Source organism: Flavobacterium selenitireducens (genome assembly GCF_014748335.1).
Lineage (GTDB): Bacteria > Bacteroidota > Bacteroidia > Flavobacteriales > Flavobacteriaceae > Flavobacterium > Flavobacterium selenitireducens.
The window spans coordinates 35,152-58,400 of record NZ_JAAVIY010000007.1 but is presented as its reverse complement, the minus strand read 5'-3'; the positions used below and the strand labels follow the sequence as shown (position 1 = coordinate 58,400).

General features: G+C 48.8%; 15 protein-coding genes and 1 tRNA gene. 4 read left to right on the top strand and 12 right to left on the bottom strand.

Annotated elements, in window-relative coordinates; genetic code table 11:
• Positions 1–37 precede the first annotated feature (37 nt).
• The gene (locus tag HC229_RS11510; protein WP_191020641.1) at positions 38–955 is read left to right on the top strand and encodes a GYDIA family GHMP kinase; all 918 of its coding nucleotides are present in this window, start codon (positions 38–40) and stop codon (positions 953–955) included.
• Between the two features lie 75 nt (positions 956–1,030).
• Here the strand turns inward: HC229_RS11510 and HC229_RS11505 are convergent, their stop codons facing one another.
• The 7 genes from HC229_RS11505 to HC229_RS11475 all read right to left on the bottom strand — a co-directional run bounded on the left by HC229_RS11505 (position 1,031) and on the right by HC229_RS11475 (position 8,800).
• A complete protein-coding gene (locus tag HC229_RS11505; protein WP_191020640.1) occupies positions 1,031–3,094 on the bottom strand; it encodes a peptidylprolyl isomerase in 2,064 nt (687 codons plus the stop codon).
• Between the two features lie 399 nt (positions 3,095–3,493).
• Positions 3,494–4,744, bottom strand: a complete 1,251-nt coding sequence (locus tag HC229_RS11500; RefSeq protein ID WP_191020639.1) for a hemolysin family protein — start codon at positions 4,742–4,744, stop codon at positions 3,494–3,496.
• A 3-nt stretch (positions 4,745–4,747) separates the two neighbouring features.
• Positions 4,748–4,945: a hypothetical protein gene (locus HC229_RS11495; RefSeq protein ID WP_191020638.1), complete on the bottom strand. Its 198-nt coding sequence runs from the start codon at positions 4,943–4,945 to the stop codon at positions 4,748–4,750.
• A gap of 1 nt (position 4,946) precedes the next feature.
• Positions 4,947–5,501, bottom strand: coding sequence for an LPS export ABC transporter periplasmic protein LptC (gene lptC / locus HC229_RS11490; RefSeq protein WP_191020637.1), 555 nt, complete (start codon positions 5,499–5,501; stop codon positions 4,947–4,949).
• 3 nt (positions 5,502–5,504) lie between these two features.
• Positions 5,505–6,791: a tetratricopeptide repeat protein gene (locus tag HC229_RS11485; RefSeq protein ID WP_191020636.1), complete on the bottom strand. Its 1,287-nt coding sequence runs from the start codon at positions 6,789–6,791 to the stop codon at positions 5,505–5,507.
• A 19-nt stretch (positions 6,792–6,810) separates the two neighbouring features.
• Positions 6,811–8,076, bottom strand: coding sequence for a hypothetical protein (locus HC229_RS11480; RefSeq protein ID WP_191020635.1), 1,266 nt, complete (start codon positions 8,074–8,076; stop codon positions 6,811–6,813).
• A complete protein-coding gene (locus HC229_RS11475; RefSeq protein WP_191020634.1) occupies positions 8,066–8,800 on the bottom strand; it encodes a type III pantothenate kinase in 735 nt (244 codons plus the stop codon). The genes HC229_RS11480 and HC229_RS11475 overlap by 11 nt, the downstream gene beginning before the upstream one ends.
• Positions 8,801–8,888: 88 nt before the next feature.
• Between HC229_RS11475 and HC229_RS11470 the strand changes: the two genes are divergently transcribed.
• Together HC229_RS11470 and HC229_RS11465 are read left to right on the top strand one after the other, a co-directional pair.
• Positions 8,889–8,961: transfer RNA gene (locus tag HC229_RS11470), tRNA-Phe, on the top strand.
• Between the two features lie 386 nt (positions 8,962–9,347).
• Positions 9,348–11,978, top strand: coding sequence for a hypothetical protein (locus HC229_RS11465; RefSeq protein WP_191020633.1), 2,631 nt, complete (start codon positions 9,348–9,350; stop codon positions 11,976–11,978).
• A gap of 10 nt (positions 11,979–11,988) precedes the next feature.
• On the opposite strand, the gene HC229_RS11460 is transcribed toward HC229_RS11465, so the two are convergent.
• Positions 11,989–12,303: a hypothetical protein gene (locus tag HC229_RS11460; protein WP_191020632.1), complete on the bottom strand. Its 315-nt coding sequence runs from the start codon at positions 12,301–12,303 to the stop codon at positions 11,989–11,991.
• A gap of 381 nt (positions 12,304–12,684) precedes the next feature.
• Here HC229_RS11460 and HC229_RS11455 point away from each other — a divergent pair, with 381 nt between their 5' ends.
• Positions 12,685–14,253 (top strand): hypothetical protein, encoded by a 1,569-nt coding sequence (locus tag HC229_RS11455; RefSeq protein ID WP_191020631.1) that lies wholly within the window; start codon positions 12,685–12,687, stop codon positions 14,251–14,253.
• 106 nt (positions 14,254–14,359) lie between these two features.
• Here HC229_RS11455 and HC229_RS11450 read toward each other — a convergent pair whose 3' ends face one another.
• The 4 genes from HC229_RS11450 to HC229_RS11435 all read right to left on the bottom strand — a co-directional run bounded on the left by HC229_RS11450 (position 14,360) and on the right by HC229_RS11435 (position 23,240).
• Positions 14,360–17,368 (bottom strand): AsmA family protein, encoded by a 3,009-nt coding sequence (locus tag HC229_RS11450; RefSeq protein WP_191020630.1) that lies wholly within the window; start codon positions 17,366–17,368, stop codon positions 14,360–14,362.
• Between the two features lie 202 nt (positions 17,369–17,570).
• Positions 17,571–20,459 (bottom strand): alpha-amylase family glycosyl hydrolase, encoded by a 2,889-nt coding sequence (locus tag HC229_RS11445; protein WP_191020629.1) that lies wholly within the window; start codon positions 20,457–20,459, stop codon positions 17,571–17,573.
• Between the two features lie 61 nt (positions 20,460–20,520).
• Positions 20,521–21,627 (bottom strand): SusE domain-containing protein, encoded by a 1,107-nt coding sequence (locus tag HC229_RS11440; protein ID WP_191020628.1) that lies wholly within the window; start codon positions 21,625–21,627, stop codon positions 20,521–20,523.
• Positions 21,628–21,656: 29 nt separating this feature from the next.
• Positions 21,657–23,240 (bottom strand): RagB/SusD family nutrient uptake outer membrane protein, encoded by a 1,584-nt coding sequence (locus HC229_RS11435; protein WP_191020627.1) that lies wholly within the window; start codon positions 23,238–23,240, stop codon positions 21,657–21,659.
• Positions 23,241–23,249 lie beyond the last annotated feature (9 nt).

Genomic DNA, 23,249 nt, shown 5'->3' with positions numbered 1-23,249 from the left:
ACCTCAAGGGTTTTGAAAAACTTTGAGGTTTCTCTTTATGAAAAAACACTATTACTCCAACGGAAAATTACTGCTGACCGGCGAATATGTCGTACTCGATGGCGCCAAAGCATTTGCCTTTCCGACAAAATTCGGACAGGACCTGACGATAATGCCGGCATCCGATAAAAAAATAAGCTGGAAAAGCTTCAATCACGATGGCGCGGTTTGGTTTGAGGATAAGTATGAATTCGACGAGATCTGCACGCCGGATTACGTCGAAAAGTACGATTCCGTCAAGACTACATTGCTTGAAATTCTGCACGAAGGTTATCTCAAAAATCCTGATTTCATCAACAACGCCAACGGTTACGCGATCGAAACGCGCCTGACCTTTCCGAAAAACTGGGGATTGGGTACTTCCTCCACGCTGATCAACAACATCGCCCAATGGCTCAGTATCGACGCTTTTGAATTGCTGCAAAACAGTTTCGGAGGCAGCGGCTACGACATTGCGTGCGCGCAAAACGATACCGCTGTGGAATATCAGCTGGAAAATGGATTGCCTAAAATAACACCGATTTTGTTTGCACCCGATTTTGGCGATCAATTGTACTTCGTCTATCTGAATAAAAAACAAAGCAGCAAAGCCGCGATCGCCTCTTATTACCACAATCGCACGGATGGAATCGGCCGGATCACCTCTAAAATATCAAAGATCACCGAAGCCGTTATCGCAGCCAAAGACGTCAGGACTTTCGCCCACGAACTTGAACGACATGAAAGCATCATGAGCGACGTACTCGAAATGAGAACCGTCAAGGAAGCGCTGTTTCCGGATTTTAACGGTGTCATCAAAAGTCTCGGTGCCTGGGGAGGCGATTTCGTTTTGGCCGTCAGCCGTGAAAATCCAACGCGGTATTTTGAAGAACGAGGCTATGACACCGTGCTTCCATTCTCCGAAATGATTCTTTAACCGGTATTTCGCATTGCACCTAAATAAAAAATCCCGGACGTCGAATCCGGGATTTTTTTAAGGGAACAGATGTTCTTAATAATTGAACTTCGCTCTGTTGTCTACGATTTTGGCGTCCGACTTAAGCGCAGGAATCACTCTTGAGGAATATCCCGCCGCCTGGCCTTTCAATTTGTTCACGAAATCAACGTGATCTTTCACCGCCGGCGCTTTCGCGACAGCTTTTGGCGCTACTACGTAAACACCTGAATTTCCATCGATCGGTTTCGATATTTTACCGACTCCGGTAGCGATAGCCGTTCCGACAACTTTCGGCTCCGGTCCCGCATTCGGGATCATGCTGTTTTCAAGCGTCAGATCGGTAGCAGACTGAACCGTCGAACCGGACGCCTGAGCGATTGCCGCCAAAGACGAACCTGTCATTTTCTTGCGGATCAATTCCGCCTTTTTCTTGTTCTTGAGGATTGGCTCCACCGCAGTGCGCGCTTCGTCCAACGAAAGAAGTCCTTCCGGATTGACTTTCTTCAACTTCACGATGACGTTTCCTACGTTCACGACTTCAAAACGCTTCACGTCTCCTACTTCTGTATCGCTGTTGAACGCCCACTGGACGATCTGGCGTTGTGCCCCTACGCTACCGAAATATTCGTCCATAGCTTTCACTTTAACAGACGGGACGAGCTCAAGCTTCTCGGCTTTTGCGACAGATGCGAAATCTTTGTCGGTGGCTTCCATTTCCACTTTTACCGCTTTTTGGTAAAGCGCATCGGTAGTGGCATCAGACGGCTCGATCTTTTGAGCGATTGTCGCCAATTTCACGGCGTCCTGCTTGTCGGTGACGTTAATTACGTGATATCCGAATTGCGTCTCTACCAAACCGATGGTTCCGATCGGGTTGTTGAAAACGAAATCGTTGAACGGCTTGACCATTTGGCCGGGAGCGAAATATCCGAGGTCGCCACCTTGCTGAGCTGATGAATCGTCGGAATTCGTAATGGCAAGCATCGCGAAACCAGCCGGATTTGCTTTAGCCTGGGCGAGCAACGCTTCGGCTTTCGCCTTGGCCTCCTCTTTCGTACGCTTCTCGCGCTTGTTGACTTGTGTACCTTCCCAGCTGATCAAAACGTGGCTGGCTTTGGCGTTCGCTCCGGACTTGCGGCCCAACGAACGTGTAATGGCGTAGTATTTCCCTTGCATGTAAGGGCCATAGACGGTTCCTGTCGGCAAGTTGAACAAAGCTTCTGCATGTTCCGTCGGCAAATCCTTCTTGGCGATATACGTCGTGTCGAAAGGGATGTCGGAATTTTGGTTCACGAATTCAGCAATGTTATTCGTCGTACGGAAATTCCCCGTGCTGTCAGCAGCTGTGAGCAATTTATCGATTGCCTGCTTTACTTCGGCTTCGTCCTGAGCAGATGGTTTATCTTCTACCAACACATATTCCAACTCACGGTTTTCGTCCGCTTTGTAACGCTTTTCGTGCTTCTTCATGTAGTCGGTAAGCTCCGAATCGGATACTTTAACGTCGCTGTCCTTGATCGTCGAGAACAAAACGCCAACGTAATCGAAAGTCGCTTTCGTAGTCTCCGCTTCGTATTTGTATTTTCCTTCGGCTTCGGTAACAAAAACGCCGCCTTTAACCAAAGTGTTGTATATCAGATATTTCGCGTTCAAAACAGCATCTTTCTCACGATCCTCGATTGCTTTTTTAGCCTCCGGGTTCGTTTTGATGAACTCCTGCAATTTGGCAACGTCAAATTCGCCCTTTTCGTTTTTGAACATAGGGTTCTGACCGATTTGCTGATCGTTCTTGAACGCGTCGAGTATGTGTTTCTCGCTTACGCGGATTCCCAATTTGTCGAACTCCGCCGTCAATAGCGCAATCGCCACTTCCTGATCCCAAACGCGGCTCGCGGCCTGGGAAGCGGTCATACCTTGTCCGCTTTTTTCGACGTTGTTCACTTTTACTCTAAATTCGTCGAACGTGATGTCTTTTCCATTGACGCTACCTACGTCTTTTGACGCCAGGTTGATGTTTCCGCTCGAAAAGATATCCCCGATAAGGAAGGCCAACAAGCAAAACCCGATCACACCTATAAGTAATAAGGAGCGCTGTCTGATCTTTGATAAAACTGCCATTTTACAATCTTGATTTTTAATTCAGTTTGCGAAAATACAATTATCTATTTAATAACCATATTTTGAGGGAAATATTTACTTTAAAAATTGACGTTCCGCAAATCGGCATTTGTTTGTGATTCACGCCTGTTTTCTGGAGTCGCATTCGAGGTGAGGCGCAGCGAAGCGGAGCCGCCAAATGTCCAGCAAATGCACGATGTTGAAACTGTGATCCGTAGATTTGTTGTGGAAGAGCAGCGGCGCAGCGAAGCGGAGCCGCCAAACGTCCAGCAAAAAGCACAATTTTGAAACTGTGATCCGTAAATCTTTTGTGAAGAGCAGCGGCGCAGCGAAGCGGAGCCGCCAAACGTCCAGCAAAATGCGTGGTTGAGAAATTCCAATGGCACGGATTGGTATATTTCAGTCGACCGTCAGCTTGACCAGCTCGATTTTCTTAACGGTAGCCTCTTCTATAACGAACCGAAAACGCCCGATTTCAAACTGCGCCCCTTTCTGAGGAATCTCGTTCAACGAATTCACGATGAACCCGCCAAGCGTGCTATAAGCGTCCGCTTCAGGAATTGCGAGCCCATACGTTTCATTAAGGTATTCCACATCATGTCGTGTCGAGAAAAGCCAGGTTTGCTCATCTAGTTTTTGCTCCGAAAGCGCTTCCTGCTCATCGTGTTCGTCCTCGATTTCACCAAAAAGCTCTTCGACGATATCCTCGATCGTGACGATGCCCGCGGTTCCGCCATATTCGTCAAGCACGACCGCGACGCTCTTTCGCTTTTTGGTAAGTTGTTCCATCGCGTCCTTGATCAAGATGGTCTGAGGGACAAACTCAACCGGAATCATAATCGACTTTATCGTACGCGGCTTCCGAAACAAGTCGAACGAATGCACATAACCCAAGATATCGTCGAGCGACTCTTGGTACACAAGGATCTTGGAGTATCCGGTATCGACGAAAAGATCGCGCAATTCCGATACCGGCGCAAAAATGTCAATAGCGGAAATTTCCATGCGGGGCGTCATGATCTCGCGCGCCTTGACTGCAGAGAAATCAAGCGCATTCTGGAAAATCTGGATTTCGGAATCGATTTCCTCGCTATCGTCCACACTGCTCATTTGCTCGTTAATGAAATTCCCGAGCTCTACTTTGCTGAAAAAAACCTGGACGGGATCGCTGTCGGTACCAAAAAATTTCTTCAGCACCGTGTCCGAAACCCAAAGAATAAACGCCGATATGTAGTAAAATATCTGGTAAAAAACATAAGCCGGAAGCGCGAAAAAACGAATCAGGCTGTTGGCGTAAATATGGAAAAAAACTTTTGGCAGGAATTCAGACGTAAATACGATGACCGCCGTAGCCACTGCCGCCTGTATCATCAAATTGGAAATGCCGGTAAGGTCGTAAGGCAACAGCAATCTCAGGACGAGGCGGGAAGCGAAAAAACCGTATACGACCAACGCCAGGTTGTTCCCGACGAGCATGGCCGCTATGAATTTCGACGGCTTTTGGGTGAGTTTCCTCAATATCTGGGACAAAAAACCATCTTGTTTCTTCTCAATCTCAAGATAAATCTTGTTAGAGGAGATGAATGCGATCTCCATCCCTGAAAAGAAGGCGGCCAGTATCAAGCTGGAAATGATGATACCGACTTCCATAACCTAGTTTTCGTCCTTTCTTCCGTTGAAGCGCCGTGCAAACCGCATCCTGAAAAAAAACATGAACACGCAAAGGGCCGCGATCACAAACCAGAGCCAAAATCCTTCTTCGCCTTCGCCATAGCGCACGATTCCGGAATAAATGAAAAACAAAGCAGCGGCGAGGTAAATGTACGGGATGATCTTGAGGTAACTGTTCATGTCAATATTCTTGGGATTTTTCGATCTCTCCGGAAATCTTTTGTGAGTTCACAATCTTGAAGTCCTTGCTGAAATCGACGCCTTGCCCGAAGGACACTCCTTTCGGGTCAGTAAATTTAAACTTTTTCTCGGTGAAAAACCATTCGTTTTTCTGGTCAAAATACAATTGTTCGGTCTCGAGGCGTGATCCCTCGTCATTCCATATCTGGACATTGCCCTGAAGATCGATGAGATCCGTATTCTTGAACGTGACGGCATAATTGGAGCGCACGTAGGTCTTTTTCTGGTTTTTGTCGTAAAGCGTGACGTTGATGCCTTTCGGAAATTCGGTAAACGGGTAGCGGGCTGTTGCGTAATCGAGCATTTTAGGGCTTACCAAAACCGATGTGATGCGGCCTGAATCGGTGTATTTCAGGCTGAAGTCGTCGGCTTCCCCGCTAGGCGTAAACTCAGAAAACTTGAGCTTCTGCACGTCCTTGAAATTGCCTTCGCACGATAGCATCAATCCGCAAAGGCAAATGCACCAAACTAACAAAATGGTCTTCGTGAACTGCATCGGTTATTTTTTTGGGACGATTACCGAACTTTTGATCCAACAATCGTAATAAATGGTCATTCCGCCCATCTTGGCCTGCTTGATTTCCTTATCGGATGGCGCCTGTTCCTCATACTTTCTGACGAGCTTTTCAAGACTGGTTTTCGTCTTGTCGACAGCGATCGCCTTTTTCAGCGTATTGGCCGCGAGCCAGTTCAGCGCCTTTTTCTCGAACGGGTTTTTTCCGCAATCGTTTCCTGCCCCGGCATACATCTGGGCAAGCAAGATATATGATTTTGGATGGTTCGGATTGGCTTCGAGCGCCTTGTCCAGATACTGTTTCTGTCTGCCTTTGTCGCGTCCCGAAAAAAGCGTCGAGGCGATCGTAAAATAAGTGTCGGATTTTTCTATAGGATCCTTGGAAAGCTCAGCCGATTGCACGAAATACTTCTCGGCCTCGTCAAATTTCGCCTTTTGGTAAGCCGCCGATCCTAAATTGTAAGCCGATTGGGCCGTTGGTTTCAGGTTTTGCTGATGTTGGGTAATTTCGGTAAACATCTTGCTCGTGCGGCAATGCGAATCAGACAATGCCTTGAGCGCGACACCAAGCCACAACGTATCACTTTTGCGCTTCTCGAACGCTTCCCCGTAATAGGCGTCGAGATTTTCACACGTCGAAACTTCCTTGACGGTCATCTGCAACGCCTGGATCGTACGCGTCGCGTCGTTTGCGGACGCAGGTGAAGCCGCCGCAAGTCGTTCTACATGCGCGATCAGGTCATCTCTTTTTCCGAGGATTTTGTTCGCCGTAATGGTTCTGTCTCCTGCCTTGAATTTGTCGAAATACAATTGCAGGTAAAGATAAATCGCTTTGTGGTCGGTGAATTGGGTCGGATTTTTAGCGAACGCCCTGTCGAGCATCGCATAAACTTCTGCGTCGGACGCCAGTTTGTATTGCTGTTGAAGCAGCGCTTTCTGAAGCAAAACGGGCTCCGTGTTCGCCGGGATGTTTTTGTTCAGGTCGTCGTAAATCTTGACGAGTTCATTGACAAGTGGCGCTTTGTCTTCAACTTTTGCGCGATCGATCCTTATTTTGAGCAGGTCCGCACCGGAAGTATAAACGCGCTGATCGAACGTCGGACACGTTTTGCGCAACAACGTCCAGGATTCAAATGCTTTGTCGTATTCGTTTTTTTGGACGAGACTGTCCACGACATGCTGCAATTGCTTGCACTTTTTGTCGGTTTTTTCCTGTGCCGATGCCAGTCCTAAAGAGAATAGCATCGCCAAAATCAAATACGTGCATTTCATAACCCTTGTATTGCGGGCCTTAATCGTACTTGCGCTTCACGAACCAGCGGTCGTTGAATGAAAATCCAACGGATATGTTGAAGTAATTTTCCTCAACAAGACCGTAGGCTTTGGTTCCGCGTTTTCCGTATTCCAGGCCAATGTTGATATTCGATAGCGAACCGGTGATCGGCAACCCAAACCCAATTGTTCCGGCGGCATCCCAAATGGTTTGGGAATTCAACACGAGTCCGGTGTTTTCATAACGCAGTCCTCCGCGATACACAATCCTTTCGAGATAGCTGCTGAACGAGTTGGCATTCGGAATATAATAACCTCCAACACTGTATTTTATTGCGTTCTCAAAACGAGCGTTCCTGCTGCTTTCGGAAAAACGGCTTTGAATGTCCTTCGCACCCGTAAAGGTAACTTCGGCTCCGGCCAACCACTTTTTAGGCTGCCCTATTCCGCCGCCAACGGAAAAACGGGACGGCAATTTCAGCGTGCGCTCCTTATTATAAAAAATCGTGTCCTGGTCGACGATCGCAACGCCTCCCAATTGCAAAATCTGGACGGTTGCTATATTGCGGTAACTTTTGGTGTTCAAATTGGCCGATGGCGAATAAACCAAACTACCGAACGCCTTCAATTTATTGTTGATCTTGCCTTCGTAGGAAACGCCAACGTTGGCACTAAAACCCGAAAGGTCGGTTTCATTGATTTCCCGGGTGGCGAACTGTATGCCTCTAAGCTGGGCCAATGACGTGGTTTCCACTTTTCCGAAGTTGAAATTCACATCGGCTCCGAACCTGAAATTCTTCGTGATCTCGTAACCTGCGCCGACAAAAACACGGTTAACACCGCCCGAGCCGTTAAAACGCCTCAAAATCGTATCTTCACTGGTCCCGAAAGGCAATTCACTCTGGATTTTGTAACCTACCGACGAGTACGGCACAAGCCCAAAGACCACCGCTCCTTTTTTGAACGGCAACGCCACGGCAAGATAATCCAACGTAAAGCGTTTTGCCTTTTCTTCCTGGCTTTCTGTCCTGAGATTGGCCCATGAACCTGTTCCTCCCACCGTCAACGTCGTCCATTTCAATGACGAAAACGAAGCCGGGTTGTGAAGGTTGATATGGATGGAATCCGGGAAAACCGAAACGCCTCCCATCGAACGGTTCTCTATCGTCCCCTTGAAGCGCTGGTCGCCTATCCCGAAAAAAGAGTATGGAGAATAACTGCCTTCCTGGGCGAAAGACGTGAGAGCCAACAGCAAGCACAAGCTTACCAGAATTTTATTGATCATCTAGGCCAAATTGAAATATTAGGTGCAAACTTTCCAGCAGGAAATTTGAATTGGCAAATATGGTATTTTTTAATTGCTTAGCCAAAAATTCCGAATCACCTCCCGTTAAAATTATTATAAAGTTAGGCCAGCGTTTTCGGCAGTTGTCAATGAAGCCGTCTATTTCATTTACTGCGCCGTTTACCACTCCCGAGTGTATCGCCGAGGCAGTGGAATCGCCAATTGCGTCATCGGGAATTTCTTTTTGCAACAGCGGCAGGCGGGCCGTGTAACTGTGCAACGCTTCGTAACGCAATTTGATGCCCGGGGAAATGGCGCCGCCGAGATATTGGTCGTCGGCGTCCGTATAATCGTATGTGATGCACGTTCCCGCATCGATGACCAATCGGTTTTGCTTCGGAAATTTAAGCACCGAACCTGCCGCCAAAACCATCCGATCGATTCCCAATGTGTGAGGCGTGGCGTATTTATTGACGAATGGAAATCGGTTTTCGTGGGATATAAAATGGATTTTGACGCGTCCACGGAAGATTTCAACTGCCGCTTCTTGCGTTTTTCCGACGGATGCGACGACCAAATCCTCTATTTTCGGATACTTTTCTAAAATTTCCGAAACTTTTTTTTGCCATTGCGTCTCGGTCGTCACGAAATAATCGACCATCGCATCATATTCATAGACAGCGCCTTTGGTTCTCGTATTTCCGATATCGATTGTCAGTACCATAGGGCGCGAAGTTACGAATAGATTTTTTTCAGGAAATTTCTTTTGCGTAAATTAAAAATCGTTCTATATTTGCACCCGCATCTGCAAAGGTACCTTAGCTCAGTTGGTAGAGCAATGGACTGAAAATCCATGTGTCCCTGGTTCGATTCCTGGAGGTACCACCTAAAGCCCGAAGTTCATTCTTCGGGCTTTTTTTTGTCGTTATCCGAAAGATTCGGCTAGTCTCAAACTCCGGATAAACTTCGTCTTACGTTTCAATTAGCGGATAATTCGCATATTGAAAGATCTCACGCCTCGCAATTCCGAATTGTTACTATTTTCATTACAAAATGCCTTAATTAATCGCAATTTGAATTATTACAGATCATAATTATGCGCATATTGCAAACATTTAACTTTTCTGTTTCTTTTTAATGCTTAAATTAGTAAGACACAACCCAACTCTTTCGCCTGCTGATGTTTAACCATTCTTATACACCGATTTAATAAATTCCGTTTGCCGAAGAATTATCGGGTTGTGATAACCTTTACCCTAATTCTACCGCTTATGAAAAGGATTACTTTCGGAAGCTGCCTGCTTCTATTGCTGCTCTCAAATTTAGTTCTCGCCCAGGTTGGCATCGGAACCGTCTCACCTAACGGTGCACTCGACATAACTTCCTCCAACGACGGATTATTGGTTCCCCGGGTTGCCCTTGCCGCGACCAACATTGCGACGGTAACGACTCCGACCGTTTCCGAATTGGTCTACAACACCTCGACGTCCGCCGCCGGCCCTAACCAAGTCACGCCCGGCTACTATTACTGGAACGGTAGCATTTGGGTCAGGCTGGCTACTGGCAGCAACGCCAATTGGGCACTTACGGGAAATACCGGAACCGTCGCCGGCACTAATTTTATCGGAACCATCGATGCCGTCGACCTCCGGATAAAAACAAACAACACCGATCGCTGGAACATCAGCAATGCCAACAATGGCCAATTGCAGTCCTATTCCTTGGGAAGCGCAACGGCCCCGACGTATTCTTTTCAAACCGATGCGAATACCGGGATATTCAGTCCGGGAGCCGACCAACTCGATTTCGGAACTGGCGGAAATGCAAGGCTCCGCATCCCGAATGCCGATCAACTCCACGCCTTGACGCTGGGAACGGCGGCGCTTCCGTTCTACTCTTTCGCCTCCGATGCCAATACCGGTATTTTCAGTCCTTCCGCCGACGCCCTGTCGGTTTCCACAAACGGAACTGAACGACTTCGCGTAGATGCGACCGGAAAGGTAGTGATAGGAGCTACGGTTGCAAACGCGGCCTTGGACATCAACAGCACGAACGACGGCGTTTTGATCCCGAGAGTGGCCCTGACGGCAACTAACTCGGCTTTGCCTTTGACTACGCCTACCGTTTCCGAACTGGTCTACAATACTGCCACGGCCGGAATCGCCCCGAACAATGTCGTACCTTCCTTTTATTATTGGGATGGGGCGCAATGGGTCCGCCTGGCTACGGGAAACAACTGGGCCCTTACGGGAAATGCGGGGACGGTTGCAGGAACGAATTATGTCGGGACGAGCGATGCCGTCGATCTTCGCCTGAAAACCAACAATACCGACCGCTGGAACATCAGCAACGCCAACAACGGCCAGCTCCAGGCGTATTCGCTCGGAACAGCCGCTTTGCCCGTTTTTTCGTTCCAGGCTGACCAAAATACAGGATTGTTCAGTCCGGCTGCGGACCAGATCGCATTCGCCACAAACGGAATCGAAGGCTGGAGGATGCGCGCTACGTCTAATGTCACGATAGGCGCCTGGGCATCTACGGACGCCGCCCCTGCGAACGGAATGCGGGTCCAGGGCGCGACGGTCATCGGCAAGGCCAGTGGTGAAGACAGTCGCGATGCCTTATCGGTCCACACATCGGCCTCGGCTTACAGCAATCTGACCGGCTATCCCAATGCCTCGGCGAGACGCGCATTTGCCGCTTATGCCGATGCAGGCGGAATAGGCGTTCTGGGTTATTCGAACAACACGGGCTATGGCGTCATCGGGCTTACCAAAACCGGCTCGCTATCGTCGTTTATCAGGACAGGTGAAGGTGTCGTCGGTCAAGCCGATGGAGCCAACAATGCGGTAATTCCAATCGGCACACATGGCGTGATCGATGAGACGGTCGCCGGGAATTGGAAAGCTACGGGCGTACTTGGCGAAAACAATAATCTTACGCCGGGCCTGGGATTTTCCGGCGGATCTTACAACAACGGAAATGCCGGCGCCGTCAGCGGCGTGTATGGAAATATCGGTTCGCGCGTCACGAATGCCGCCAATAATTCCTATATGTTTGGCGTCATCGGCGACGTGCTGACGATAGGTTCCGGGACTATTGCCGACGGCACGGGAGGCGTTCTCGGCTTCGGAGGCACGAACAATTACGGAATACTCGGCTATCGCGGGCTCAGCGGTATTATCTACAGCGTCTACGGAAGCGGCGGAATTGGCGGCAGCATTACCATCCTCAACAACGGAAACCGGATGGCGACCGCCCCAACTCCGAACAACCACGTGGGGATTGGGATAAAAGGCGGATTCATGGGCGGTTACGTCGCCGGTTCAGAATTCGGGCTCGTCGCTCACGGAAAGGAATTTGGCGCTTATGTCCAAGGGAACACCATCGTAAACGAACCCATCGTAAAACTCACTGAAACCGGAGCTTCCGAACGCACGGCGACCTACGTTCCTACTTCAACCGACGTCGATATCATGACAAGGGGACGCGGCCAGCTTCAAAACGGAACCGCGTTTGTGGCGTTCAAGAAAGGATTCGCGACGTCGGTTGCTGATCCCGAAACCATCAATGTTACCATCACGCCGATGCAGGAAACCAAAGGCGTATTTGTGAGCCGCGTTACGAAAGACGGATTCTATGTGACCGAGAACGCCTCGGGCGGGAGCAACGCCGTTTTCAATTGGGTGGCTGTCGGTACGCAAAAAGGCTACGAAGATGGCGTGGAAATCTCAAACACCGTACTGGCTCGGGACTTTGACCAAAAAATGGTCGATGTCATGAATGCCGAAAACAGCAAAAGCGAAGGGCAGTCCCTTTATTTTGACGGTCGACAGGTTCGTTTTGAACGCATTCCCGAATCACTCGTAAACTATGCGAGGAAAGAGGATGCGAAAAAATAATCGGAAACGGCTATGGCAACACCACATCGATTCCGTCCCCGTCCTTGTTTATGCGCTTCACCATATTCATTTTAAGCGCGGCTTTGATCACCGCAAGAGCATGTGAACTGTCGAGTTGGAGCAGGTGCTTGAATGAAAACCGTATAAAAAATTTCCCGTTCAGGTTTTCCATTATTGCTTTTGGATTCGAGTAAAGGCGTCTTCCGTTGCGGCCAAAATATTCGATATTGGGATTTTTCAGTATCGCGTCGACGCAGGCTTCAAGACGGCAAAGATCTGGTATGACCGTTCCCTGGCATTTTATGATGACGGTATGGGTATTCATGCTTAGTTTTTCTTGCAAGCTAGCAATTCAGACTACCGCGCTTTTTATCAGGAAAACATTTATCGTTACAGATAAAACCGCTCGCAAACCGCGACTTTGCTGTGACAGTAAGGCTTAGCGATGGAATGTTAATCTTTTTGGAAATTTTTTACCTTGCAGTTTATCGGATTCGGTCGCCCGAAATGAACAAATGTATCCGGTGAAGATTCCCTGGCGCCTCCACATTCCGCATATCGGTTTTGACTTCCATCTGATCTCGGCAATATCGCCATACTACAACACCGAAACGGGTGAACGAACCCGTGCAATCTGTAATTTTCAATTGTAATAATATCACAATATATCCCGTGCCACGACCGAATTTCGCTACTTTTAAGCAAGATGAAAAAATACCTGAAAAAAATCCTGGTCGGTTTTGGCGTGTTGCTTTTGCTCGTTTTAGGCTTCGGCCTTTTTTTCAATTATTATTGGATAGATGCCGAACTTCCCAAAATAATCAACGAACGCAACAAGTCGCCATATTACATCACGTATAAAAACCTGCATGTTTCCTTGCTTTCATCCAGTATCAAAGCTTCGGAAATCGTTTTAGTGCCAAAGGCTTCACTCGCGGACAGCATCCATAAAAAAGGTATTTATGCCACCGTGGAATCCGTGGAAGTCAACAACGTCAGTCTTTGGAACCTCATTTTCAGCGACCGCATCAAGGCCAGCGGGATCGTCGTGAACCGGCCGAAAGTGACGCTTTATAAAAAGGACGAAAAGAAAATCGACTATTCCAAAAGCATCGGAGCTGACGTCGTCGAACCATTCGGCAAAATCATCAGCGTCAGTAGCGTGAAACTCCGCAATGGCGACGTGACGATCTTGTATCCGAAAAACGAAAAACCAATGCTGCGCGCCAGCAACGTGAATATCGAGCTTGACGGCATCGGGATCAACGACGCCCAACTCAAGCGAAAAGTGCCGTTTTCCTACGAGACGTATGCGTTCACTTGTGACAGCGTTTTCTTCAAACCGAACATTTTCTATCACGTGAAAACCGGCAGGATCGAAACCAAAAACAATGGATTTACGCTTCACGATCTCGAGTATTTGTGCGATATGGACAGGAAGACATTCGTCCGATCGATTGCGTCCGAACGCGACCTGTACAACATAAAAGTCAAAAAACTCAGTCTTGACGACCTTTCCTGGGGCTTCCGAGAGGACGATTCGATGTTCGTACATTCTAAAACCGTCCGGCTCGACCGCGTGAATGCCAACATTTTCCGCGACAAGCGCAAAACCGACGACCTTCGCAAGAAAAAACTGTACAACGCCTTGTTGCGCGAATTGAAATTCGATTTGAGGATTGATACGCTGGCCATCCGCAATTCAATATTGGAATATGAAGAACAGGTGAACGACGTGGCGCCCGGAAAGTTGAGATGGAGTCCGTTTAACCTTACCGCGCTTCACATTTACAGCGGGTTCGAACAAAAGAAACTGCCTGACGTGCGCATTTTCATCGAGGCGAAATTTATGGACGTGGCGCCGCTGAAAGCAGATTGGCGTCTGAACGTACTCGATAAATCGGACGGTTTTCGCATCGTCGGAAGCATAAAGAATTTCCCGGTTGAGCGACTGGCTCCTTTTAGCAAGCCCTATATCAACGCGATTGGCGAAGGTGTGCTCGACGAGGTCTATTTTGACTTTCGCGGTAACGACAATGGTGCAAAAGGAACGTTTGGCGTCAACTATGACGATCTGAAGTTTACCATCTACAAAAAGAAAGACCGAAACAAAAAGAACAAATTATTGACAGCCGTAGCGGGCATTTTCGTCAAAAAAGATTCAGATGAAAAAGTCAAGAAGGCCGAAATCGAAGTCGAACGCGAAAAGGACAAATCGTTCTACAATATGTTCTGGAAGTCGATTGCAGAAGGCCTCAAGAAAATTATGATTTGAGTGCCCGGTAAAAGCAATTCGTCTATCAACAAAAAAGCCGAAAGTAGTTTACTTTCGGCTTTTCATATTATCAGGGATGTCAGTCGGATTGCGCCATAGGGCAAATTCAACCTTTACCGTTCGCTTTCTTGTCACCGGATTTTTCGCTGTCCGGGCTTTTCTCGTCTTTTTTATTTTCCGCTGCTTTCTCGTCTTTTTTCTTCTCCGCGGCCTTTTTATCGTCGTCTTCTTTTCTCGCCTCGGTTGTCTTATCGTCTTTTTTATTTTCCTTTTTTTGTTCGTCAGCTTCGGATTTTTCCTTTTTCTCGACCAACGTTTTTGCCGGAGTCGCAGCACCTTTCGCATCGTCTATCACCTTGTCGCCCTTGTATTGGGTTTCCGGAACGGCTTCCGTGGTCTTGCTGAACACTTTTATCTTGGGATCTTCGTGTGTTCCGGTGATCGCTATGGGGATCCCGACGAGCCCGAACGGCGGTAAACCAAGTCGCATCCTGAGCGCCAATTGACCGTCAAAACTGGTTTTGCCTTCGAATCTGAGCTTGAAAACCGAAACGCTCATGCGTGTCCTTTCGACTTTGATCACGTTATTTTTTATCGTCGTTTTAATGTCGACGCGTGACAAATCAGGATCGTTCAATCCGTCGGAACCGGTTTTATCGCTGATGCTTCCGAACATTTTCAACCCTCGTATCTTGATACTTTTTAGGGAAACGACACCACCGCCTTCCAACGACGGGTAAATCGGGTTCATGTTCCCATCCAGTTCGCCGTTGAGCTTGTAATCGACCGAGATGATCCCTTCCGCTTTTCCGGCAGATGTTGCGAGTTCCTTGAACATTTCTATTTCGTTGAACGCCCGCTTTACGTCGAAATTTTTGGCACGGAACCGCAAATCGAAACCGGCTTTGGTCGCCGACGCATCGTCATACATTCCGTCAAGGTTCAATGTCGCCCCGATGATATCGAGCTGGGTGCCTTTGAACAAAACCTGTCCCTTACTGATTCCGACGGTTCCTTCTACATTCTCCAGATTGAATTTGTCATATGTGACTTTGTCAATGTTCGTGGTCAGGAAAACGTCGAGGTTTGTCGGCACTACGATCACGCCCGATTGAGTCGTACCCGTTTTTTTCCCGGCTTCGACCTCCGGCTTTTTATCTTGGTTCGTGCCCGGTTCGAGCGCCATGAATTCATTGACGTTGATATATTTCGAATCGAGCCTGAAACCGCCGTGAAGTGTGCCCCGTTTCTCGAACAGGTAATTGATGGCGTTGATGAGTTTTCCGTTGAGTGCAAAGTTCGACTGGCCGTAATTGGCGTTGAATTTCCTGAAGTGCATTTTTTCGCGGTCAAAAACGAAGCTTCCTTCCTTGATCAGGAACGCTTTCGGAAACGACGCCATGGTAGCTTTTATATCGCGTATCAGCAAGGTTCCGCTGTTGTCGAGTTTAGAGTAACGCCCGCTCGTCGCATAACTTTGACGGCCTTTAAGTCGCACGTCAGATTTGATGTAGCCCGTCACGTCTATATCCTTCTGGCGGAAAACCTGGTAAATCTTGCCTACGTCGATAGTGCCTTTTGCCTTGACGTCATAATCCACGTCGTCGAGATTGCTGATTTTTGCGTCTACAAAAAACGGATTGCCTTCGAACGTAAATTTGGCCGGCTTTACGGCGATACGCGTGTCGTTGAACTGTCCGTTGTCATTGACGGCATTGATGTCAAGGTTGATATCGGTAATCGCGTTCGGATAATATTCGGTTTTCAAATACGCGTTTGTGAGCAAAACACGCCCTTTGGTTTTCGGAAATAACCGCTTTTGGGCGTTGTAGACACCGTCCGATTCGACGTTGACGGACAATTTCCCTTTCATGTCGAGGTTGCTCAAACCAAGCGATCGATCGAGCATTTCCAAATCGAGATTACCCTTTACGTTGGCTTTGACCGCCATGTTGTCCAATCCCCGGGTTTCGACGAATGCCTTGAAATATTCTTTCCCGACGCGAAACGTGAGCGAGTCGAGCTTGATGCTGAGGCTGTCCGTGTTGAGCGCCGGGAGCAGCGCCTTGAAATTCAAATTGATGTCGGACGTCGGAAAGGGAGCGTCTTTGTATTCGATGTAACCGTCCGTGATTCGCGTATCGAACGAAATCGACGGGTTGCGGTTCGTCCTGGCGTCATATCGCCCTTTGAACATAAATAGCAAATCGATGCCACCTTTAACCTTTGAACTTTCGAGCCAGGTCACATATTCAGGCGGCAAAGCGGTAAACAAATCCTGTAGGTTGCTGCCCATGCTCGAAACCTCCACATCTATATAATAGCCTTCTTTAAGAATGTTGAGCGCACCTTTGAAATTGATCGGAAGCTTATTGATCTTCAAGTCATTGCGCTGGAAGGCGAACGTAAGCGCGTTGGTATTGATGCGCGTCACGAGTTCGGCACTCACGTTTTTGCGTTGCAGATAAGGTTCGCCGTTGTAAACGAAATCCAGGTTGTTGATCTCCGCATCGGTTTCAAGATCGAATACGTCCGAATCGAGGTTGCCCTTGCCGAGATAATTGAAATCTTCGGCAGCGACCAAAATCTTAGCCGATTTGTCCTCGTATCTCAGTCGGCAATGCGAGATGTCGATGCGGTCGAGACGCAGTGACGTATTGGAAACCGTGTCTTTTATTTCTTCTTCTTTTTCTTCGGAAACATAAACGTTGTAATTGGCCTCTCCTTTTTCATTGACCATGACGTTGATGCGGGAATCGTCTACATAAATCTCGTCAATGCTGATTTGGTTGTCGAAAATCAACCGCTTGAGATTGATCCCGAATGCGACTTCCTTAGCCGAAACCAAAGTGTCGTTCGCGAACGGAGCCGATCCCATTAGCGAAAATTCGTCAAGCGTGACCGTCAACGACGGAAAGTGGTTGAAGAACGAAATATTCGCCTCTTTGAAATTCAATTCACCCGTAAGCTTCTTATTGGCGAACGCTTTGACCTGTTCGGCGAGCTGGCCGGGAAACAGGATCGGAATCAGGAAAAGCAGCAGTAAGATCGACGCGATGCCGATCCCGAGCCACTTAAGTATCTTTAAGCTGATGTTTTTGAGGCGTGGATTCATGGTTCAAAGATAGAACATATGTTAAAATGGCGGTTTTACATTATGGCATCTTTATTACAGATTATGCAGGTAATCGGCACTTTCATTTCGCAGCCGTTCAAGGTATGCTCGGGCTTGGATCGGGTTTCGGACGGTCTAAATAAAAAAAGCCTCCCCGAATCGGAAAGGCCTTTCTTAACTTAACTTAAAACTAACTCGAAATCTATTCTTTGACGAGCTTCATCGCTTTTTCGCGACTGTTCACGTCTGTAACTTTTACGATGTAAATTCCGCTGTTGAGCTCGGTGATGTCAAAGCTGGACGCGTCGGTAAAGTCGCCCTGGAAGCGTTTTACCAATTGCCCTGTCAAGGAAAACACGTCTACTTTGGAAACGTTGGCATTGATCGAAAACTGCCATCTTGTTGGGTTCGGATAGAGCGAAACGTGCTCCAGCGTGTCGAACTCATCGGTGACGAGGTTCGGAAGCTGGTTTCCGTAAATGCGGAATTGGCCCGGCGCCAGCGTAAGCGACATATTCGGATTGGTCACGTTTACCTGTGTATTGTCCATCAGGTTGTACCAAATTCCCGCGTACGGAAAGTTGGCTACGACGGCCTGGCTGGTCACGTTGAAATTGGTCAGGATCACGACGTTCTTCAACTGGGTCGCCGGCATCGTGTTGTCGTACACGTAAAGTCTAGGCGTTAACGTCGTACCGGAATTCAGGTCGTACGACGCCCTAAAAACGGGTTGTGTTGTCTTGAGCTGTATCATTTTGGTCCAATCGGCAAGGATTTGCGAACGACCTGGCGCCGTCGGATAGTTGCCCGTCCATTGCGGCTGCGGTTTGGTCGCGAGCTTACAGTCCCCGGCCGCACCGGAATCCGGAAGATTGACCGTTCCATCGGTGCATGTGAAAATTGAAAGATCCATTCCCAATTCGCCAAAATGCCAGATCATTTTCGGCCCCGGAACCAAAAGCGAAATCGCGCCGATAGCCGACATTCTCGACAACGCAACACTTAGGTTGCGCACGTTGTGAGCCGGAGTAGAATTGTTACCGTAGGCGAGATTTTTGTACATCAGGCGCTCTTCGTCATGGCTTTCCGCATAACCAATCACGCGTTTGCCGCTAAAGTTGTGAGCCGTGTGGCCCATGCGCGCAATGTCGTTATTGGAGTTGAAACCCATCGACAATTGGCCGTAAGGTCCGGTGACGTTGCCCCACATCATGACACCTTTGCTAGGCGTTTCGCCAATGCGGTGGTTGGCCCATTGCTGCTCTTCGTTATCGGGACCTAAATGCTCAAAAATGGCGTAATGCGTCGGATCGCCCGACCACATGTTTGGAGTTCCCGCCACATCGCCGTCCCACGAGTAGTTGACGTAATCTTTCAACACGTCGACCCTGTCCTGCTGGTAACTGTCCGTACAATTTCCGTTATTGTTGAGGCAGTTCTGGGTGAAGCCTTTCGTAAGATCCCATCGGAAACCGTCTATGTGAAATTCCTTGATCCAATGCTTGATGACGCGTTTCGTATAATATTTCGTAAGAGCCGACTGATGATTGAAATCACTTCCGACGTTATAAGCATGCGTCGCAAACTCGTTGAAATACGGGTTGTCCGAAGCCGGATCGCCAAAACCGTTACCGTCTGCATCTTTCATCCACATGCGCACCATCGGATTGCGTCCGAAAGCGTGGTTAAGCGCGACGTCAAGGATGACGGCGATTCCGTTTTGGTGGCAAAGGTCGACGAATTCCTTTAGTTTGTCGGCCGTCCCGTAATATTTGTCGAGTGCCATGTGAAACGAGGTATTGTAGCCCCAGCTTTCATTGCCTTCGTACTCCATGACCGGCATCAGCTGGATGGCGTTCACTTTGAGATCCTTGAAATACTGGATGCGATTGATCAACGACTGGAAGTTGCGGGCGCCGTCAAAATCCCGGATCAGCACTTCGTAGACTACCAAATCCTCTTTGGCCGGCTTCACGAAGTTGTTGACTTGCCAGTTGTAAGACGTTTGTCCCGTCTTCAACACTGTGATTTCGGTTTGCACGCCTTCTGGAAACCCATCGGGCAGACCCGGGTAGCTAGCCGCAGGGATGTCGCCGTCGTCAAAAGGCGAATACACAAGCGTCGAAAAAGGGTCGGCGGTTTTGACGAGTGCCGGCGAATTGGCCGTCGGCGTTTGGTCGACTACCCAATATTGGTAAGTTTCGGTTTGACCCGATGTCAATCCCGTGAGTTCCAGCCAGAATTTATTCGCCGTCGCGTCTTTTTTCATCGCGTAGGCCGGCGTTGGCTGATAGCCGTTGAAACTTCCGGCCACGTAAACGAAATCTTTTCCGGGCGCCGTCAAAACCAACGTGGCTTTCGTGGCGTCGGAAGGATTGTAATTGATCCCGTCTTCCAAACCGGAGGGCATAGCCGCAGTCACCGTTCCCGGATTGACCATAACCGAAAATTTACGCGTGTGCGTCGTTTGCCCTTGGGAAACCCGTAACTCGTAAAATTTGTTTACGGTAATGTTCGTGTCGGTAAACGAATAACCCGAACCAGAAAATGTGTTGATGCTGGCGCCGTTGGCCAATAATTCATAACTCGCCGCGCCTCCCGTATTGGATGCGGAAATCGTAAGGCTTCCGCCGGAATTCAGCAGCGTCGTGCTGTTCACGCCTGGGGAACTAAGCGTAAGTTGAAACTCGCCTACCGGAATTATGATGTCCGGAGACGTTTGAGGAGTACCTGTAGCGCCTCGCAAAACCAGGCAAATCGCCGAGATCGTGCTCGTCGTTGGAACACCGAAATACGTGTAGAGATTAGGCGTGATGGCCAATTGGTAATTGTTGCCGCCCACGTTGGTCAATGCAGGTTGGGTAGTGTTGTTTCCCCAAGACCCTTTCACGTTCTGCCAAACCTGTCCGTTGACGGTTACGCCGATATGGGCATAGATCGTTCCCGTGTAGGTCGCGAACGGCGTCCCTGTTTTATTGAAATTGATGGTTACCGCCTGGGTCGCTTCAAAAGCTGCAGGTGTCGTGGTAACCTGAGCCGATGAAAAAAGCGAGCCGAAAACAAGCAATAATCCGAGATAAAAATGCTTCATGTCTGAAAAAGATAAAAAAGGGCCGTCGTGTCGGACAGCCCTTTTGGTTATGCTAAGTAGCTTATTCCAGGATGAAGACGTAACGTCCATCGAGGTCATTGAAATAAATCGTGTAAGAGCCTGCGATCTCAACTCCAAGGAAATCGCCTCCGTTTACGGCAACCTGTCCGGAATTAAGCGTTCCTCCGCCCCAGTTTCCTGGCAAATCCCAGCTGTCGTTAGCGCGGAACTTGATGTTCTCAGCCGTGAGCTCTACTCCTGTAGCTTTCCAGATGTGTGGATTTTGTGCAGAGTTTACCAGGTTCTGGTCGCTGTTCCAATCGTCGATGGTCCCCGTTCCGATGATTCCCACGCTCGTAAACGTCGGAGCCGCCGAAGCATTGTATTCGTCCAATGTGTAAGTCATGGCTTCAACGTCCATGGTGAAGGTATAGTAACCCGCCGTAGAAATGTTAAAAGATCCCGGCTCGTTGCTTCCGTCTGGGTTGCTAACGCCAAGAACGCCGGCAGAAGCCGACCCGTATTGCGGGTGCCAAGACGCCAAAGCGCTCAATACCTTGAAACCTCCGGTGTTGAAATATCCGGTGTAGTGATACAGATTGAGGTTTTCGCCATCGCGGAAAAGTGCGCCGTTCGCATTGTTGTTGTTCCAGCCAAACTCCGTAGCGTCTCCGACTAAATAGAAGTTGATCAGTTCGTTGCTCGGATAAGGCGTCACTACAAATGTAAGGACGTTGGAGATTTTCGGCTCAGAACCCGTAGTACCGATTGTTGCAATGACGCGAACGTCGATGGCATTCGGTTCTTCAGGAGTGAGTTCCATTGCAAGGGCTGCGTTGTTCAACTGTGCATTGGTAATCGAATAAGAACGCAGCGTGGAGGACGACATTGTCATCGGCTCGGCGAAATCAGTGCCGTTTTTGGCGAACTGGAGTTCGTAGGTAACTTCTGTCGGTGTCGTGTATTCTACCGCATCCCATGTAAAAGTGGCTGCGATGTTGTCCTGGGGCATATCCTCGGTAAGGACGATAGCCGTTCCCACTCCAGGCGTGTTGAGTACGAAATCTCCGGCCACCGGCTCGGTAAACATCAAATTGTCATCATCCTGACAAGACCATACGCCCGTGGCGATGAAGGCCGCTAAAACTATTTTGGAAATTCTTTTCATTTTAAGTTTATTTTCGTTTAGTCAATTTTTTAGTATCCAGAATTTTGTGTCAGATTCGGGTTGGCCGCAATCGATTGTGCAGGCAACGGGAAGACACTGTAAGTAGCAGGGATTGCAACGCCGCTGAGTGCGTTTCCTTTCCATGCCCAATTGTAGGCGCCGCCAGTGTAACGCCCGAAGCGGATCAAATCCTGTCTCCTGTGCGATTCCCAATACAGCTCGCGCAAACGTTCGTCGATGATGAACGGCAAGTTCAATTCGCCGGCCGTGATCGTGCCTGCTCCTGAACGGGTACGCAATGCGTTGATGTAGGTCAGGCCGTCAAACGCACCTCCGCCTCTCAACGAAGCTTCGGTCGCCATTAGGTAAACATCCGCAAGACGGAACAACGGGAAATCCGTGTCGACGAAAACCTGGTTGCTTCCTACGACGCCACCTGATGTGATATTGGTGTACTTCGTAGTGATGAAACCTTGTCCCTGGTTGGCAATGTTGGTGATGTCGATTGGACGATCGCCCGAAATGATTTGCTTGCGCACGTCGAAATCGAAATCAGAACCATCGAATTTCTCGACCATTTGCCTTCTCAATCGCAAAGCACCGCCCCATCCCGGAGTAACGCCGAGTTGTGCACCGTTTGCCTCAACCGAACCGACTTCCCCGTTTACGATCGTCGTCGTGGCTCCGTAATTTTGGGTGCGGATACCGTCAGACTGAAGCGTGAAAATCATCTCGGGAGACGTGTGGTTGTCAGCATTGAAGTTGTTCAGGTAGTTGCCCTGAAGCGAAAACGCGCCGGAGCCGATGATGTTGTTGCACTGCGTCAGACAGTCCGAATAGCGGTTTGCCCCGATATAGACTTCCGCATTCAGGAAAATCTTAGCGAGCACCATCTGAGCGAATGCTTTGTCCAAACGGCCGTATTCGTTCGTTCCCGCATCTTTAAGGTTCGGAAGGACGGCGTTGAGTTCCGTTTCCACGAATTCGAAAAGTTCCGCGCGTTCCACCTGTGGTGCACGGAAATTGATCGGATCGTTTTCTGTAACCATCGGTGCTTTTCCGAACAAATCCATCATCACGTAGTACGAATAGGCGCGCAATGCGCGGACTTCGTTGCGATAGGTTTCGATCTCGGCGATCAGGGCTGCGTCCGTAACGCCTCTGGCACTTAGTTTTTCAGGCGTCGTTTGGCGAAGGTATTCGTTCACGTAAGCGACTTCCAACATGATACGCGAGAACATTCCCAACAAGATCGGGTTTTCTGACGTCCAGATGTTGCGCTGCAATTCACGGGTTCCCGCGTCGTTTTCGTAACTCCAGATCATTTCGTCCGAAGTGAGCGTCTGAAGATAAAGCAGGCATCGCCCGAACTGGCTCGTACCGGCGTCGATTCCCTGCAAAGGTGACGATCCCGGTCCATTTGCGCCCGTAAGGGTAAGGTTTCCGTAAATCCCCGCAAGACCTTGCTTGTAAGAATCGGGAGACGACGCGAAGAATTTTTCCGAAAGGAAAGTATCGTCGTCAAGCGGCTCCACTTCCAGATCGTTTATACACGACTGGAACGTAAAGGCGGTCATGACCAAAAACAGTAAGCTGAATTTTATTTTTTTCATAATCAATTT

Excerpts from the sequence above, each read along its gene's own strand:
- HC229_RS11510 (WP_191020641.1), top strand. The coding sequence starts at position 38 with ATGAAAAAACACTATTACTCCAACGGAAAATTACTGCTGACCGGCGAA.
- HC229_RS11505 (WP_191020640.1), bottom strand. The coding sequence starts at position 3,094 with ATGGCAGTTTTATCAAAGATCAGACAGCGCTCCTTATTACTTATAGGT.
- HC229_RS11500 (WP_191020639.1), bottom strand. The coding sequence starts at position 4,744 with ATGGAAGTCGGTATCATCATTTCCAGCTTGATACTGGCCGCCTTCTTT.
- HC229_RS11495 (WP_191020638.1), bottom strand. The coding sequence starts at position 4,945 with ATGAACAGTTACCTCAAGATCATCCCGTACATTTACCTCGCCGCTGCT.
- lptC (WP_191020637.1), bottom strand. The coding sequence starts at position 5,501 with ATGCAGTTCACGAAGACCATTTTGTTAGTTTGGTGCATTTGCCTTTGC.
- HC229_RS11485 (WP_191020636.1), bottom strand. The coding sequence starts at position 6,791 with ATGAAATGCACGTATTTGATTTTGGCGATGCTATTCTCTTTAGGACTG.
- HC229_RS11480 (WP_191020635.1), bottom strand. The coding sequence starts at position 8,076 with ATGATCAATAAAATTCTGGTAAGCTTGTGCTTGCTGTTGGCTCTCACG.
- HC229_RS11475 (WP_191020634.1), bottom strand. The coding sequence starts at position 8,800 with ATGGTACTGACAATCGATATCGGAAATACGAGAACCAAAGGCGCTGTC.
- HC229_RS11465 (WP_191020633.1), top strand. The coding sequence starts at position 9,348 with ATGAAAAGGATTACTTTCGGAAGCTGCCTGCTTCTATTGCTGCTCTCA.
- HC229_RS11460 (WP_191020632.1), bottom strand. The coding sequence starts at position 12,303 with ATGAATACCCATACCGTCATCATAAAATGCCAGGGAACGGTCATACCA.
- HC229_RS11455 (WP_191020631.1), top strand. The coding sequence starts at position 12,685 with ATGAAAAAATACCTGAAAAAAATCCTGGTCGGTTTTGGCGTGTTGCTT.
- HC229_RS11450 (WP_191020630.1), bottom strand. The coding sequence starts at position 17,368 with ATGAATCCACGCCTCAAAAACATCAGCTTAAAGATACTTAAGTGGCTC.
- HC229_RS11445 (WP_191020629.1), bottom strand. The coding sequence starts at position 20,459 with ATGAAGCATTTTTATCTCGGATTATTGCTTGTTTTCGGCTCGCTTTTT.
- HC229_RS11440 (WP_191020628.1), bottom strand. The coding sequence starts at position 21,627 with ATGAAAAGAATTTCCAAAATAGTTTTAGCGGCCTTCATCGCCACGGGC.
- HC229_RS11435 (WP_191020627.1), bottom strand. The coding sequence starts at position 23,240 with ATGAAAAAAATAAAATTCAGCTTACTGTTTTTGGTCATGACCGCCTTT.